The organism is Caballeronia sp. BR00000012568055, assembly GCF_029439455.1.
Classification (GTDB): domain Bacteria; phylum Pseudomonadota; class Gammaproteobacteria; order Burkholderiales; family Burkholderiaceae; genus Caballeronia.
In genome coordinates this window covers 50,125-63,392 of the sequence record NZ_JAQFVG010000156.1, presented here as the reverse complement: position 1 = coordinate 63,392, position 13,268 = coordinate 50,125, and the positions used below count along the sequence as shown (strand labels likewise).

At 62.7% G+C, this 13,268-nt stretch carries 12 protein-coding genes and 1 pseudogene; 7 read left to right on the top strand and 6 right to left on the bottom strand.

Translation table 11 applies throughout. The annotated features are described in order from the left end of the window. Positions 1-759, bottom strand: a 759-nt coding sequence (locus P7F28_RS09195) for a hypothetical protein (RefSeq protein WP_277184199.1), incomplete at its 3' end; no start/stop codon positions are given. A 152-nt stretch (positions 760-911) separates the two neighbouring features. On the opposite strand from P7F28_RS09195, the pseudogene P7F28_RS09190 reads away from it, so the two are divergent. Next, positions 912-1,088: pseudogene (locus P7F28_RS09190) on the top strand (universal stress protein); the annotation flags it as partial. A gap of 29 nt (positions 1,089-1,117) precedes the next feature. Here the strand turns inward: P7F28_RS09190 and P7F28_RS09185 are convergent. The 3 genes from P7F28_RS09185 to P7F28_RS09175 form a co-directional block, all read right to left on the bottom strand. Continuing rightward, positions 1,118-3,424, bottom strand: a complete 2,307-nt coding sequence (locus tag P7F28_RS09185; RefSeq protein ID WP_277184198.1) for a heavy metal translocating P-type ATPase — start codon at positions 3,422-3,424, stop codon at positions 1,118-1,120. A 19-nt stretch (positions 3,425-3,443) separates the two neighbouring features. Continuing rightward, positions 3,444-3,893, bottom strand: a complete 450-nt coding sequence (locus P7F28_RS09180) for a CBS domain-containing protein (protein WP_277184197.1) — start codon at positions 3,891-3,893, stop codon at positions 3,444-3,446. A 92-nt stretch (positions 3,894-3,985) separates the two neighbouring features. Beyond that, positions 3,986-4,678, bottom strand: a complete 693-nt coding sequence (locus tag P7F28_RS09175; protein ID WP_277184196.1) for a CBS domain-containing protein — start codon at positions 4,676-4,678, stop codon at positions 3,986-3,988. Positions 4,679-5,039: 361 nt separating this feature from the next. Between P7F28_RS09175 and P7F28_RS09170 the strand changes: the two genes are divergently transcribed. From P7F28_RS09170 to P7F28_RS09160, 3 genes are all read left to right on the top strand, one after another. Continuing rightward, positions 5,040-5,267, top strand: a complete 228-nt coding sequence (locus tag P7F28_RS09170; RefSeq protein WP_277184195.1) for an acyl carrier protein — start codon at positions 5,040-5,042, stop codon at positions 5,265-5,267. A gap of 157 nt (positions 5,268-5,424) precedes the next feature. Next, positions 5,425-6,087, top strand: a complete 663-nt coding sequence (locus P7F28_RS09165) for a SagB/ThcOx family dehydrogenase (protein WP_277184194.1) — start codon at positions 5,425-5,427, stop codon at positions 6,085-6,087. Positions 6,088-6,320: 233 nt separating this feature from the next. Next, positions 6,321-7,244 (top strand): TIGR00730 family Rossman fold protein, encoded by a 924-nt coding sequence (locus P7F28_RS09160; protein ID WP_277184192.1) that lies wholly within the window; start codon positions 6,321-6,323, stop codon positions 7,242-7,244. Here P7F28_RS09160 and ftsH read toward each other — a convergent pair. Then, positions 7,165-9,105, bottom strand: a complete 1,941-nt coding sequence (gene ftsH, locus P7F28_RS09155) for an ATP-dependent zinc metalloprotease FtsH (RefSeq protein WP_277184191.1) — start codon at positions 9,103-9,105, stop codon at positions 7,165-7,167. The two genes, P7F28_RS09160 and ftsH, sit on opposite strands and share 80 nt — an antisense overlap. Positions 9,106-9,446: 341 nt before the next feature. Here ftsH and P7F28_RS09150 point away from each other — a divergent pair, with 341 nt between their 5' ends. Next, positions 9,447-9,776: a hypothetical protein gene (locus P7F28_RS09150; protein ID WP_277184190.1), complete on the top strand. Its 330-nt coding sequence runs from the start codon at positions 9,447-9,449 to the stop codon at positions 9,774-9,776. A gap of 115 nt (positions 9,777-9,891) precedes the next feature. Further along, entirely contained in the window at positions 9,892-10,542 is a 651-nt protein-coding gene (locus P7F28_RS09145) for a SagB/ThcOx family dehydrogenase (RefSeq protein ID WP_277184189.1), read from the top strand. A 97-nt stretch (positions 10,543-10,639) separates the two neighbouring features. Here P7F28_RS09145 and P7F28_RS09140 read toward each other — a convergent pair whose 3' ends face one another. Then, positions 10,640-11,674 (bottom strand): universal stress protein, encoded by a 1,035-nt coding sequence (locus P7F28_RS09140; RefSeq protein ID WP_277184188.1) that lies wholly within the window; start codon positions 11,672-11,674, stop codon positions 10,640-10,642. A gap of 195 nt (positions 11,675-11,869) precedes the next feature. On the opposite strand from P7F28_RS09140, the gene P7F28_RS09135 reads away from it, so the two are divergent. Continuing rightward, positions 11,870-13,225 (top strand): MBL fold metallo-hydrolase, encoded by a 1,356-nt coding sequence (locus tag P7F28_RS09135; protein ID WP_277184187.1) that lies wholly within the window; start codon positions 11,870-11,872, stop codon positions 13,223-13,225. Positions 13,226-13,268 lie beyond the last annotated feature (43 nt).

The following is a 13,268-nucleotide window of genomic DNA, read 5'->3' as shown; positions in this document are numbered from 1 at the left end:
CTTGAGCGCAGTGCCGTTGGCTCCGTCACCCGCCCAAGCGCGGGAATGCCGTCGCATACCGTCGACCTCGTAGCAATGGCGCCACCACCACCAACACTCGCGCTCAACGCCCGTGTCCCGGCATCCACCCGCCTTGCGTTCACAATATATTGCGCCGACGCGGGACATGTTGAGCGTCTTCAGACTTTCGATCGCCGCTGCTACTGTTTGCACGGCACGGATCGAATAGACGCTCAAAGCCCTGACATCCGATTCCTCGCCACTTCGAAACGCCTGTTCCTGCAGCGCGCACAGACGCAGCAGCGCGCCGAGCAGATAAGCCTCGATGGCGACTGCGAAGCCGTGGTCCAACGTCTGAAGGCTGCCGAGAGGAAATGTCTCGTTTTCGAGGATCATCCTGAGTAGACCGTCGGCGCCTTCGCAACCTTGTTCATATCGCTTTGCGAGCGTGAGAAAGGTCCGAATGTCGTTGGCGAGCGCGTCGATTGCCTCGGCTTCGGGCAGATATCTCACGAGCGCGCCGGGTTCGAACACGAGTTCGTGCACCAGCGCGGCCACGCTGTCCGAGTCGAGGCCCTTTGCGCGCTTCAGACTGCGCATGCCTTCGTCGCGCATCAGACCCTCGGCGACGAGCCAAACCTCGGCGCACGCCGACGCCCACGCCGACGACATCTGAACCGTGACCGGCGCTCTGAACGATGCGTCATGCACGTCGAGATAGGTGATATGAGAGCCATCGTCCGTGTGCAGGCGCTTCAATGTCGAATGGATTTCCTCACTCATAGGACACACTCCTGAAGTGACCAACCGGCCGTCTCGGCCAGTCGAGCGCTCAGGTTATCGCCGACAGTTCAGCGCCAGTTGATACCGATCAATCGAAACGTGCGTCACGATATCGAATGCCGCGCTGCGGGGACGATATCGCCCATACGATCGTGCGTGAGGCGAACGCGTGGCGAGCCGACCTCGTCGTCATGGGCACACATGGACGCCGCGGAGCCGCCCGTTTGATCCTCGGCAGCGTCGCGCGCCAAGTCGCTCGCCTTGCGTGTACTCCCTTGCTGCTCGTGCATTCCGCGATTCGTTAGAAGATCGAGTGCGATAACGTCGTCGCCGCTCAGGCACCTTCATCGAGCGAGTGATAAAGCTCGTCTTCTTGCGCGCAGTGCATTCGAACGACCGCATCGAGGACGTAAAGTAGCCTTTGCAACTCTCGCATCCCCTGTTCGTCCGGTCCTTCGGGCGGGAGGTCCGCCGCTATTCGCTGCAACACGTGAATGACGCGAAAAATCTCCGCGTGTGTCCCGCTCATCGCGGCTAACGGATCCTCACCGGCGAGTCTGCGGGCGAGGTCGGGGTACAGATGGATATCGTCCTCCTTCTCGTGCGGGAGTAGAACGCGCACTAGAAGGCCGTTGATGCGGGCAAGCTCGGCCGGCACTGATCGCCTCGGAAGCCCGGGCAGCGCGTCGGCGAGACGCCTCAGCTCGCCCGATACCGGCTCAAGATTCAGGTGCGCGGCCCGCAAGCGACTTGCATCGCCGCGCGGCAGCACTTGCTGGTGCGATCGGGGTTTCTTGCGCAGGACGCGAAGCGCGTTCCCGATCACGGCAATGTCGATGACTTCCTGCAATACCGCGCCGTAGGGCGGACTCAGATAGCCGAGAGCGGCCACGATCATCGCTGTGATCGATAGCCCCATCCCTGCCGTGGCGCTTTGTATCGCGATGTGCCGGCACCGTCGTGCAATGTCGAGGCCGTCCGCGAGGCGGTCGAGCCGATCGGTCAGAAGCACGATATCGGCAGCCTGCGCGGATGCTGCCGCGCCCTGCGCGCCCATTGCCACGCCGACGTCGGCGGCGGCGAGCGCGGGCGCATCGTTGATCCCGTCGCCGACCATCACGACCACGCCGTGCTCGCGCGCCGACCGGATCAATGAGAGCTTGCCCGCCGGAGTCTGTTCCGCATGAATCTCAGTAACCCCGAGACTTGCGCCGATGCCTTCCGCGATGTCCCTTCGGTCGCCCGTCAGCATGGCGATTCGCGAGATGCCCGCGCGTCTTAGCAGCCGTAATGCGCGGGGCGTGTCGAGCCGGATGGGGTCGGCGAGACGGAATGCGCCGACCATCACGCCGTCGACGTCGACGAACACGGCCGATCCGTCTTCATGACCGAGACGACGCAGGAACGCGGCGCTCCACGGCGCAACTTGCGCCTGTGCCGCTGCATGCGTGAGCGAGCCGATCGCGACGACTTTCCCATCGACGGTGCCAATGAGTCCCGCTCCCGGGCACTCCGAAACCCGCGATGGCGCACTCAGCGTGAGACCGCGCTCGCGCGCCGCCAGCGTAAGCGCGTGCGCCATGACATGGGACGACGCCTGCGCGAGGGAAGCGGCCAGCTGCAGCACACGTTCGGGCTCGATGCCGGAACTGCTCTCGATTGCGACCAGCCGGGCTCGACCGCTCGTCAACGTGCCGGTCTTGTCGAAGAAGAGGATTTGCACTTGTGCCAGCCGCTCGATCGCGTCGCCGCCCTTGACCAGAACGCCATGTTTTGCGCAAGCAGACATGCCCGAAACGATTGCGACCGGCACGGCGAGTAACAAGGGGCATGGCGTGGCGACAACAAGGACCGCCAGCGCGCGGATGACATCGCCCGTCGCGATCCAGCACGCACCCGCGACGAGAAGTGTCACGGGCACGAAGAAGATCGCGTAGTGGTCTGCCAGACGCGCGGTCGGACTGCGTGTCTTCTGCGCCGCTTCGACCATACGGATGATCCCGGCGAACGTGCTGTCGCGCACCGTCGCCGCCGCGATCATCTCGAAAGGGGCGCCGGCGTTCAACACGCCGCTCTGCACGGCTTCGCCTGCGCTTCGGGACCGGATGGCAGCCTCGCCGGTCAGCGCCGACTCGTCGAGTTCGGCTGCATGTGTCAGCGCTCCGTCGGCGGGCACTCTTTCGCCTGCCCGTACGAGCAGGCGATCTCCCGCGCAAATCGCTTTCGGGTCCACTTGACGCCATTCGCCCGCTTCGTACCGATTGGCGAAATTCGGGGCAAGCTTGAGCAACGCCGTCATCTCGGCACCCGCGCGAGCTTGCGCGAAGGCTTCGAGCGCCCGCCCGCCTGCCACCATCATTGAAATTACTGCGGCGGTAAAGAATTCGCCGGTGGTTGCGGCGACAATCATCGAGAAGAGCGCCAGCACGTCGATCCCGACCTCTCGCCTGCGAAACGCATTGACCGCCGAGATGCACAAGAGCACGCATGAAGGCGCGACACACGCAAGCCAGATTGCATGGGCCATGCCTACCTTGCGAGCCATGAAGAAGCCCGCGCCGGCCGCAAAGCCGAGCGCCGTTACGCCAACGATGCAAACGTGGAACGAGGGATATCTTTTGAACATGACATTCGACGCCATACCTCGCCTGCGAGCGTATTCAGCCGCGCCGCTTCTCTTCGAATATCGTCTGGCGCGTGCTGACGTGGGACAGTTCCACAAGATAATCGCCGATAAATCGCAACAGATCGTCCTCCGATACGACGCCGATAAGACCACCCATCTCGTCGATCACGGCAATGCGCCGAACGCCCAGGCGCCGCATGCGCCGTGGCAGGCAAAAGCCATCTTCCCATTCGAAGGCTGTCACGGCGGGAGCGCTCATGATGTCCGAGACGAGAACCGATCGTGGCTCGACTTCTTCGGCCACTACGGCGATGGCGATATCGCGGTCGGTGACGATGCCGAGGGGCGCAATGCGATCATGCCTGTTCTCGACCACCACCACGTCCCCGACATGGCTAGCTCGCATGAGCTTCGAAGCCTCCAGGACCGTTGTGTTGGGATCGCATTTGACCACGTTAAGCGTGCAGATCTGACCGGCGCGCATGATCACCTCAAATCGAGCATAAGCGGTGCATTCGTCACTCAAGAATCACGTGAGCGAGGCGAGCGGGACGCCGGAGCGCGCGTCCCTTTCCGTTAAGCAACTGGCATCACAACGGGAAACTCGAGGTGCGAGATAACTTTTTTCACCCCCTCCACGTTCTCAGCCGCGATGCGAGCGGCCTGGCGTTCCTCCTTGCTCGTCACGACGCCCCAGAGATGGACGACGCCTTCCTTCACGATGACATTCTCCGGTGCGACCGCCCAGCGCTGGCCCTTCATGGCAAGCACGATCGCGTTGCGTACCCAGGCATCGTTGTGATCGACCGGCGCGGGCGGCTCGGGCGCGAGCGTGACGATCGCGCGCAACAGGTTGGCGCGGCTGATTAAGCCGACGACTTTCCCATCGCGCATGACAGGAACCCGCTTGATGCGCCGCCGCTCGAGCAACTCGGCGAGTGCTGCAACGGTGCAGTTCTCGTCGACGGTCACGACCTCCTTCGACATGACATCCTTGACTTTGCCTGCGTGTTCCTTGACGTACTTGCTTGCAATCTCCCGTGTCGAAGAGAGCAACTCGAGCCACCACGCGCGATGTCTGAAGCCGGTGCCAATCTCCTGCCGATGCAGCAAATCACCTTCGGTCACCATGCCTACGAGCCGGCCGGTTTCGTTGATTACCGGCATTCCGCTGATGTTCCCGAGCACCATTGTTCTTGCGGCGTCGCGCACGGTCATTTCCGGGTCGGCTGAAATGACTGACGTCGTCATGATGTCAGCTGCTCGCATGCTTTTCCCCGTCTAGAAAGTTGGCGCCGTCCCCTCGACGGCATCGGGCCGCGCAATGCCACACGGCTCTGCGCCATTGTTCGCCTTGCCGGATCGCACGCGCTTGACCGAGATCAATTCGATCGCACACTCGACCAGACACATCATCGTGACCAAAGCGCACCGTTGACACCGGTTGACCTGAATCAGCCGGCATTGCCACTGCATACGTCGAAGTAGTGCATCACGTTCACTCAAGCGAGTGTTTTCATCCCACAGTCACGCAGCGTGAAACTGCGCTCGAAGCAGACGCTTGACATGAATCAACCGCGGGCGAGCCGAGTCACCGGAAGCTATCGAGTGAACCCGAACGAGTCATCCGATGACGCCTCTGGACGCCCGCCCCGCTACCACCGACGATGCCGCTCTGTGCGAGCGTCTGATCCACATCGTCGAGTCGCTCGTCGCCGAGACGCACGGCATGCGCGCCGCGGCCAGCGACATCACGATGGACTCGCAATTCGAGCGCGATCTCGGCTTCGATAGCCTCACGCGCGCCGAATTGCTGAGCCGAATCGAGCAGGCGTTTGCCACGCGGTCGTTGATGTGAGTCAATCGAGAGGTGCGGCAAGAACCGCGAGCGGTGTGTGACGCGAAAGACATGGCAACAAGGTTCTAGAGACTGATCCAGATCAATCCCCATGCAGCGTGCGGTGCAAGAATCGGACAACTCTACGTCACCTGCTTGATTGCGCAAGCCTGTAGCTATGGTCAAGCCTCTGTTTCGTATCGGCGCCGTGCTCAACGCACCGTCTCCCCGACCGCTTGACAAGCCGCCTCGCGACGTCGTCGATCTTCCCCAGCCCCAGCGCTTTGGCGGCATGCCTCTGCTGGACGCGCTCGCTGCGCGCCGCACTTCGCGCGACTTCTCGGATGAACCCGTCAATCTGAATCTTCTCAGCGAGTTACTGTGGGCGGCCAATGGCATCAACCGCGATGCCGAGGGCGGCCGCACGGCGCCATCGGCGCTAGGCGGGTACGAGATCGATATCTACGTGCTGCTTGCGACGGGCTCGTATCGATATGAACCGGATGGACATCGGCTTGTGATCGCCGCGCCGTTCGATCTACGCGCGACGACGGGTTATCAGGACTTTCTGTCGTACGCGCCCGTCGACCTCGTCTTCGTGGCGGACCTGAACCGCATGCAGGACGTACCGGCGCGCCAACGCGAAAGCTTCGCTTACGCCAGCGCGGGCGCGATCGTGCAAAACGTCTATCTGTATTGCGCTTCCGCTGGTCTGGCGGCGGGTGCGCGCGGCTGGATGAACCGCACGGCCCTCGCGGTCAACCTGAAATTGTCCACTGGATCGACGCCGGTACTGGCGCAAACGGTAGGCCATTTCGCGCGCGCTCAATCAGTTCAATGACTTCGAAATGGAGCAGTGGCGAACCGCAAATCCGAACGCCTCGTGGTGCATGTCATCCGTCTCGATCACAAGCGCCTCGCCGCCACAGCAACCATGCTTGATTTCGTTCGCATGATTGGCGAAGACGGAGCGCAGCGCCCGTTACGAAAATTGCGCCGCCTTGACTCGCATCAAGATCACATAGCCGCCAAGGCGCGACGATCGCCTCACTCAGGTGCCGACGAGGCAACGAAATGGCCGCCGTCATACCAGAAACGCCCGATTCCAACCGATTCACGCCGCATCGCAACGACGATCCGGAAGCCGCGCGTCGCGTTCGGAAGTTGATCGATAGCCCGAGCTACGTCCAGGCGGACCAGGACGCGGAGTTCCTGCAACGCCCGGAGATGTGCGGCTTGCGGCTTCAACTCGACTACTGGAAGGCCGAAGCGCTATTAAAAGCTCACGCAGTCGACCACACCATCGTCGTCTACGGCAGCACGCGCATCACGGGGCAAGCCGCGCAGCAGGCGGTGGATGATCGAGGAGATGAGCGCCTGTGCGACGCGTCCTCCACCGCTGCACGCGTTGCGTCCAATCGCAGCTACTATGCGATCGCGCGTGCGCTCGGCGAGATTGTCGGCCGCGCGCGTGCCACCGCGACCTTGCCCAAGCTCACCGTCGTGACAGGCGGCGGACCCGGCATCATGGAAGCCGCCAATCGCGGTGCGTTCGAATCGGGAGACGCTAGCGTCGGTCTGAACATCACACTGCCTCATGTGCAATATCCGAACCCATACATCACACCGGAGCTGTGCCTGCGCTTTCACTACTTCGCGATCCGTAAGCTGCATCTTCTGGAACGCGCGATGGCTGCCGTGTTCTTTCCCGGAGGATTCGGGACATGCGATGAGCTCTTCGAAGTACTGACGCTCTTGCAGACGGGCAAGATCCGGCCTCTTCCGGTTGTGCTCGTGGGTGAAGCGTTCTGGCGCAAGGCGGTGAATTTCGATTTCCTCTTGCAGGAAGGACTCGTGTCCGCGGCGGACCTCACCTTGTTCAGCTTCGCGGAATCGGCGGCGCAGACCTGGGAAACGGTCAACCGCTGGTATGAATCGGCTCGTTATGCGTCTGCGCTGGCAACGCCATCGAGTCAGTCGTCGCCTGTTGCCTGTTAGCCTGCCCGGAGGCGTCGCTTGCTATCAGCTGCCGCAAGGTGTCGTGATCGACGACTTCCCGTGCGAGCAGCAAGCGAGCGAGTTTTTCGAGTAGCGGCCTTCTGTCGCGCAGCGTATGCAGTACCCGGTCGTGCGCTTCTGCCAGCATGCGCCTCACCTCCGTATCGATCAATTCGGCCGTGCGGTCGCTGTAGCGCATTGGATGGCGCGGCAACGCGCCGGGTCCGGAAAGCGCTTCGTCGTCGCTGAACGTCGCGAGGCCCAGCGCCGGACTCATCCCGCAACGCACGATCATATGGCGCGCGAGTGCGGTGGCCTGGTCGAGGTCGTTTTGCGCGCCAGTCGAAACGTCTCCGAACATGATCTCCTCCGCGACACGGCCGCCGAGCGCCGCATCAAGCCGATCGAGCAATTCACTTTCGCGCAGCACGTAGCGGTCCTCCGTCGGCACCTGTTGCGTGTAGCCCAGCGCCGCGACGCCGCGTGGAATGATCGACACTTTCTTGACGGGATCGCAATGCGGCCGGGACTGCGCAACCAGCGCGTGGCCCGCCTCGTGATAGGCGATGGTCAGCTTTTCGCGCTCGTTCATGACGCGGCTCTTTCGCTGCATGCCCGCCATCGCGCGGTCGATGGCTTCGTCGAAGTCCGCCATGTCAACGGCGTCCTTCTCCAGTTCGGCAGCATGAAGGGTGGCCTCGTTGACGACATTGGCGAGGTCCGCGCCTGCGAAACCGGGTGTGCGGGCGGCCAATTCGGCGAGGTCCACGTCGTCCGCGAGTTTGACTTGCCTGACATGCACCTGGAGGATCTGCCGTCTGCCGTTGATGTCGGGCCGATCGATTGCAATATGCCGGTCGAAGCGGCCCGGCCGCAACAGGGCGGGATCGAGAATCTCTGGCCGGTTTGTCGCCGCCAGCAGGATCACGCCCGAGTTCGGCTCGAAGCCGTCCATCTCCACGAGCAATTGATTGAGCGTCTGCTCGCGCTCGTCGTTGCCGGCGACCACGCTCGCGCCGCGAACCTTGCCGAGCGCGTCGAGCTCATCAATGAACACGATGCACGGCGCCAGTTGCTTCGCGCGCTCGAAGAGGTCGCGCACGCGGGCCGCGCCGACGCCCACGAACATCTCGACGAAAGCGGACCCGCTGATCGTGAGGAAGGGAACCTTGGCCTCGCCCGCCACTGCCTTTGCCAGAAGGGTCTTACCCGTGCCCGGCGCACCGACGATCAGCACGCCCTTGGGAATTTTTCCGCCCAACCGACGATAGCGCTCCGGGCTACGAAGAAACTGAACGATCTGCTGCAGCTCGGCCTTCGCTTCGTCGATGCCCGCGATGTCGTCGAATGTGACGCTGCTCTGCTGTTGTTCATAAAGGGATGCGCCGCTCTTGCCGACCCCGCTCAGGTCTTTCAGTCCGCCTATTCCCTTGAAGGCGTAGCGGCTGAAGAGGTAGAACGCCAGCAGCGGAAGCATCCAGCCCAGCAAGCCGATGGGCCACGAGCGTTCGGTGACTCCGGTGTAGCGAACGTCGGTTGTCTCGAGTTCTGTGGCGAGCGAACCATCGCCGATACGCACTGTCGAGAAACGGTAAGGCGCACCTTGCCTGCGCAGCGCCGACGCATCGGCCTCGGATAGCCGGGCGAGCGCTTCCGGCGAGCGAATCGTACCTTCGATTTGCGTTGGGCTGATCTGGAGATTGTCGACCTGCTTGGCGCGCAGCAGCGTCTGGAACTCGCTGTAAGGAATCTCTCTCGCGTGTGTGTTCAAGAACGCGAGATCGCTCAGTAACAGCACGAGAAAGCCGTAGAGACCAATCATCAGAATCGCCTTCGATAGCTCGATGGGCCGCTTCTTCATGGTTTTTTCCTCGGTTGGCGAACGCGTCCCAAAAGCATCCCGCATCGGACTCGACATCGTTCTGATGCAGGTCAAGGCGACGAAACACCGACGATTACGGCATCTCACTGACCTGGATCAAGCCGCCATTCGCCCCATGCGGTTTGAATAACGGCAACTGTACTTGTCCGGGAGCATTCGACATGACGTCTTCGGCCCATCCCTGGGAGCGCGGCGAGGGCCGCACTGAAGTTTGCTTCCGCTACATCACGAAACGTCGTCCGCATCGTGCCTACGACGTGTACGTTTTGCTTCGGGAAGACCCTCGTTTCGGCGAAGTCGATATTCGGCACGCGGCATGTATGCTCGACGATATGCCGTCCTTCACCTCGGGCTTTCTTTCTGTCTCGCGGCTGCGCGCGATTACGGGGTTGATCGGGCTCATCGAGCGTGTGACGAGTCGCGACGCCTCTCGCGTGCAAGCCGGTGCGCTCGTCTTCGGCGGACACGTGTCCTTTCCCTTCGAGCGGCGCATCGAGCTTGCTTCAGCGAAGGCGCACCCCAGACTGTCCGAGCGCGAGCGCTATTCGGCGTGGCAGCCTTCGCGCGGGATAAGCGGCTTCTCCGGCGAGCGCGCGCAAGCCGTGCGGCACGCACCGCCGCGTTCCGAGCGCTATCGCCGGCACACTTGAAGCGCTACCGTGCGCAATTGCTCCAAGCGTCGATTCGACTTAAACCGGTAGGACCGCGAGACTCATCGTGAGCCTCCACAGTCCGCCGCAGACGAAATTTTCAGCGAGAACACAAATGACTGACGCCCTTCTGCTTTCCTATGAAGCCCTCCCCGACATTCGACCGTCCGCCGTGAGCGGCGAAGCCGTCGAGATCATTGAGCTTCCTGCTCCCGACGTCGAAGCGGGCGCTCCGCTCATGACGGCGCTGTCGCGCCGCAGAAGCCAGCGCACCTTCGAAGACGAAGCGCTTTCGCCGGAAGTATTGGGCGGACTGTTATGGGCTGCCAACGGAATCAATCGCCCCGAGACGGGCGGGCGCACCGCGCCATCGGCACACGGGTCCAACGAAATCGACGTGTATGCCGCGCTACCCGGAGGCGTCTATCGCTACGATCCGGAGGGGCACCTGCTCACGCTCAAGCATGCCGTCGACGCTCGCAACCTCACGGGTTACCAGGATTTTGTCGGGACGGCGCCGCTCGACCTCGTCTATGTGGCCCAGATGTCGCGCCTCCTGCAGATTCCCCCAAAGTTGCGTGAGGCGTGCGCGGCCGTCGCAGCCGGATGTATTTCGCAGAACGTATCGCTTTATTGCGCATCTGCCGGGCTGGCGACGGTAGTGCGTGGTTGGATCAATCATCGAGTGCTTGCCGACGCCTTGCGGTTGAACGAGGACGAAGTGCCGATTCTCGCGCAGACGATCGGCAAGCGAACGATCGGATAAGGATCGAGGCGGCCGGACTAACCCCGTCACGCGGCGCGTACATCACAGCCGCGCGTTCCGGGAAATCGCCGCGCCGGGACGTCGCCTAGGACGTGGCCTAAGAGGCCGCCTGGCTCGCGTCCGTCGAGAGCGCACCAACTCGCAGTTTCAATTCGCCATCCGGCACAACTTCCTCGCGCCGGTCGCGCACCAGCACCAGGGGAATCTTCGCGCGGCCGGCCACGCGGTTGGCGACGCTGCCGAAGAACGCACGCGCCACGCCCCGCCTGCCGTGCGTGCCCATCACGATAAGATCAGCATTCCAGCGTTCCGCATCGCGCAGCAGCGCATGAGAAACATCGTCTGCGCTGATGTCGGTGCTGACAAGATTGGCCGAAACATGGGCGCGCGTCACATTGCGCCGCGATTTGAGTCGCTGCGCCGCCTCTGCGATCGCCAGTTCGCCTTCCTTGACAAAGGCGTCTTCGAGCAGTGTCATCGGCACGAAATCGCTGTAGCGCACCGCGCGATCGACGACGTACACCACCCGTATCTCCGTCTCGGGCGATGCAAGCAAGGCGCCGATGTCCACTGCGGCAAATGACGTCGGACTGCCGTCGACCGCAAACAGAACGCGCTGAAATCCGGCCTCGCGCGGACTTTCGTATCCGTCTGGCACGACGACCATCGCACAGGGAGCAAGCTTACTGAGCTTGTCCGTGACGGACGGATCGAGCCACCTCACCAGGCCATGATGCTGCCGGGTGCCTAGAATCATCAGGTCTGCGTGAGCGGCTTTGGCGTTGACGGCGAGCGCATGAGCGACATCGCCCTTTTCTTTCGCGAGGTCGATCACGTATCCCCGCACGTCGGCAGCCGTGTCTGCGAGCATACTTTTCGACTCCGCGATTGCGCGTTGAGCGTCGTCCAGCAATTCTCTGCGCGCGGCGCTCAGATCCAGACCTGAGAGCGCGGCGTGCGGCGCAAGCGGCCGCGGATCCAGCGCCACCGCGGCGATGATCAGTTCGACGCCGTGCTGCGCGAACCGCCGGGCAAATCTGGCGGCGCAGTGCGATGCGTCGGAAGAATCGACGCAAAGAACGATGCGTTTGAAACCGCTCGTCTGCGGCGGCACGTCTGTATCCGTTTCCATTGCCCCTCCCGTCGCGCTCTGCGCAGATCCAAAACGATCCATAGCGCCAGCCTAACGTTCGGCCCTTCCCGGACGCATGACTCAGATCAACCAAATCGGCGGATGCGGCGCGATGCGCGAAGTTGACCGGCGTCAAATCCGATCAGGGCAATGCGAGTACCTTCACGCTCATAGTCGAAAACACCCGGAGACATCGTGCGACTCACGTTTCTTGGCGCGGCCGAAACGGTCACCGGCTCGAAATACCTGCTGGAACATGAGGACACGCGCATCCTCGTCGACTGCGGCCTGTTTCAGGGCACAAAGAACCTTCGTCTGCGCAACTGGGCAGATCCGGCGTTCGAGGTCGATTCGCTCACCGCAATCATCCTTACGCATGCGCATCTCGACCACTCGGGCTATCTGCCCGTGCTCGCTCAGGCGGGATATCGAGGGCCCGTCTACTGCACGCCCGGCACGAGCGATCTTTGCGAGATTCTATTGCTCGACAGCGCGAAGCTTCAGGAAGAACAAGCGTCATTCTCGACGCGACACGGCTTCTCCAGGCACCATCCTGCGCTACCGCTCTACACGCTCAAGAACGCGCAGGACGCGCTCCGGCTGCTTGCGCCGCGCGCCTTCGATGTGACGACAGAGCTTGGCCCCCATGCGGCATTTCGGCTTCTGCCCGCCGGACACATTCTTGGGGCGGCGAGTGTCGAGTTGCGGCTCGACGGCCAGACGCTGCTGTTCTCTGGCGACGTCGGCCGACCTTGCGATCCGCTCATGCGCGCGCCCCAGGCTCCTCCGCGCGCGGATGTGCTCGTGGTCGAATCGACCTATGGAGACCGGCTTCATGCGACGGTCGACCCGCTCGATGAAATCGCTGCCGTGTTCGCTGATACGTTCCGCCGTGGGGGCGTAGTGGTTATTCCTTGCTTCGCGGTTGGACGTGCGCAGACGCTCCTTCATTTCATCGCTTCGCTCAGGGAGGCCGGGCGCATTGCGCGGGTGCCCGTGTTCCTGGACAGCCCCATGGCCACGAGTGTCACGCAGACCTACGTTCGCCACGCAAGCGAGCACCGCCTGACGCGTTCGCAACTCGAAGCAATCGAGCACGTAGCGACCATGGTACGCACCGTGGACGAGTCGAAAGCCGTCTGCGCGCGCAAGGGGCCCATGGTCGTCATTGCCGGCAGCGGGATGGCGACGGGAGGCCGCGTTCTGCATCACCTCAAGGTCTTCGCGCCGGATGACCGCAACACGATCCTGCTCGTCGGCTATCAGGCAGCTGGAACTCGTGGCGCCGCGCTGGCGGCACATGCACCCGCGATCAAGATCTTCGGCGAATATATTCCGGTTCGTGCGCGTGTTGCTTCGCTCGACTCGATGTCGGCCCATGCCGACTATGCCGAATTGCTCGACTGGTTGCGCGGCATGCCGGAGGCACCGCGCCACACTTTCGTCACGCATGGCGAACCGGCGGCGGCAGACGCGCTCAGGCGCCGGATCGAAGAGACCCTGCACTGGCCTTGCTCCGTACCAGTCTACAAGCAGAGCGCGGAGTTTTGAGACTGTTGCCGTGGCGGGTCCTGCCCGCTCTCGAAGCGGGCCG

Excerpts from the sequence above, each read along its gene's own strand:
- P7F28_RS09185 (WP_277184198.1), bottom strand. The coding sequence starts at position 3,424 with ATGGCGTCGAATGTCATGTTCAAAAGATATCCCTCGTTCCACGTTTGC.
- P7F28_RS09180 (WP_277184197.1), bottom strand. The coding sequence starts at position 3,893 with ATGCGCGCCGGTCAGATCTGCACGCTTAACGTGGTCAAATGCGATCCC.
- P7F28_RS09165 (WP_277184194.1), top strand. The coding sequence starts at position 5,425 with ATGGTCAAGCCTCTGTTTCGTATCGGCGCCGTGCTCAACGCACCGTCT.
- P7F28_RS09170 (WP_277184195.1), top strand. The coding sequence starts at position 5,040 with ATGACGCCTCTGGACGCCCGCCCCGCTACCACCGACGATGCCGCTCTG.
- P7F28_RS09150 (WP_277184190.1), top strand. The coding sequence starts at position 9,447 with ATGCTCGACGATATGCCGTCCTTCACCTCGGGCTTTCTTTCTGTCTCG.
- P7F28_RS09145 (WP_277184189.1), top strand. The coding sequence starts at position 9,892 with ATGACTGACGCCCTTCTGCTTTCCTATGAAGCCCTCCCCGACATTCGA.
- P7F28_RS09160 (WP_277184192.1), top strand. The coding sequence starts at position 6,321 with ATGGCCGCCGTCATACCAGAAACGCCCGATTCCAACCGATTCACGCCG.
- ftsH (WP_277184191.1), bottom strand. The coding sequence starts at position 9,105 with ATGAAGAAGCGGCCCATCGAGCTATCGAAGGCGATTCTGATGATTGGT.
- P7F28_RS09140 (WP_277184188.1), bottom strand. The coding sequence starts at position 11,674 with ATGGAAACGGATACAGACGTGCCGCCGCAGACGAGCGGTTTCAAACGC.
- P7F28_RS09175 (WP_277184196.1), bottom strand. The coding sequence starts at position 4,678 with ATGCGAGCAGCTGACATCATGACGACGTCAGTCATTTCAGCCGACCCG.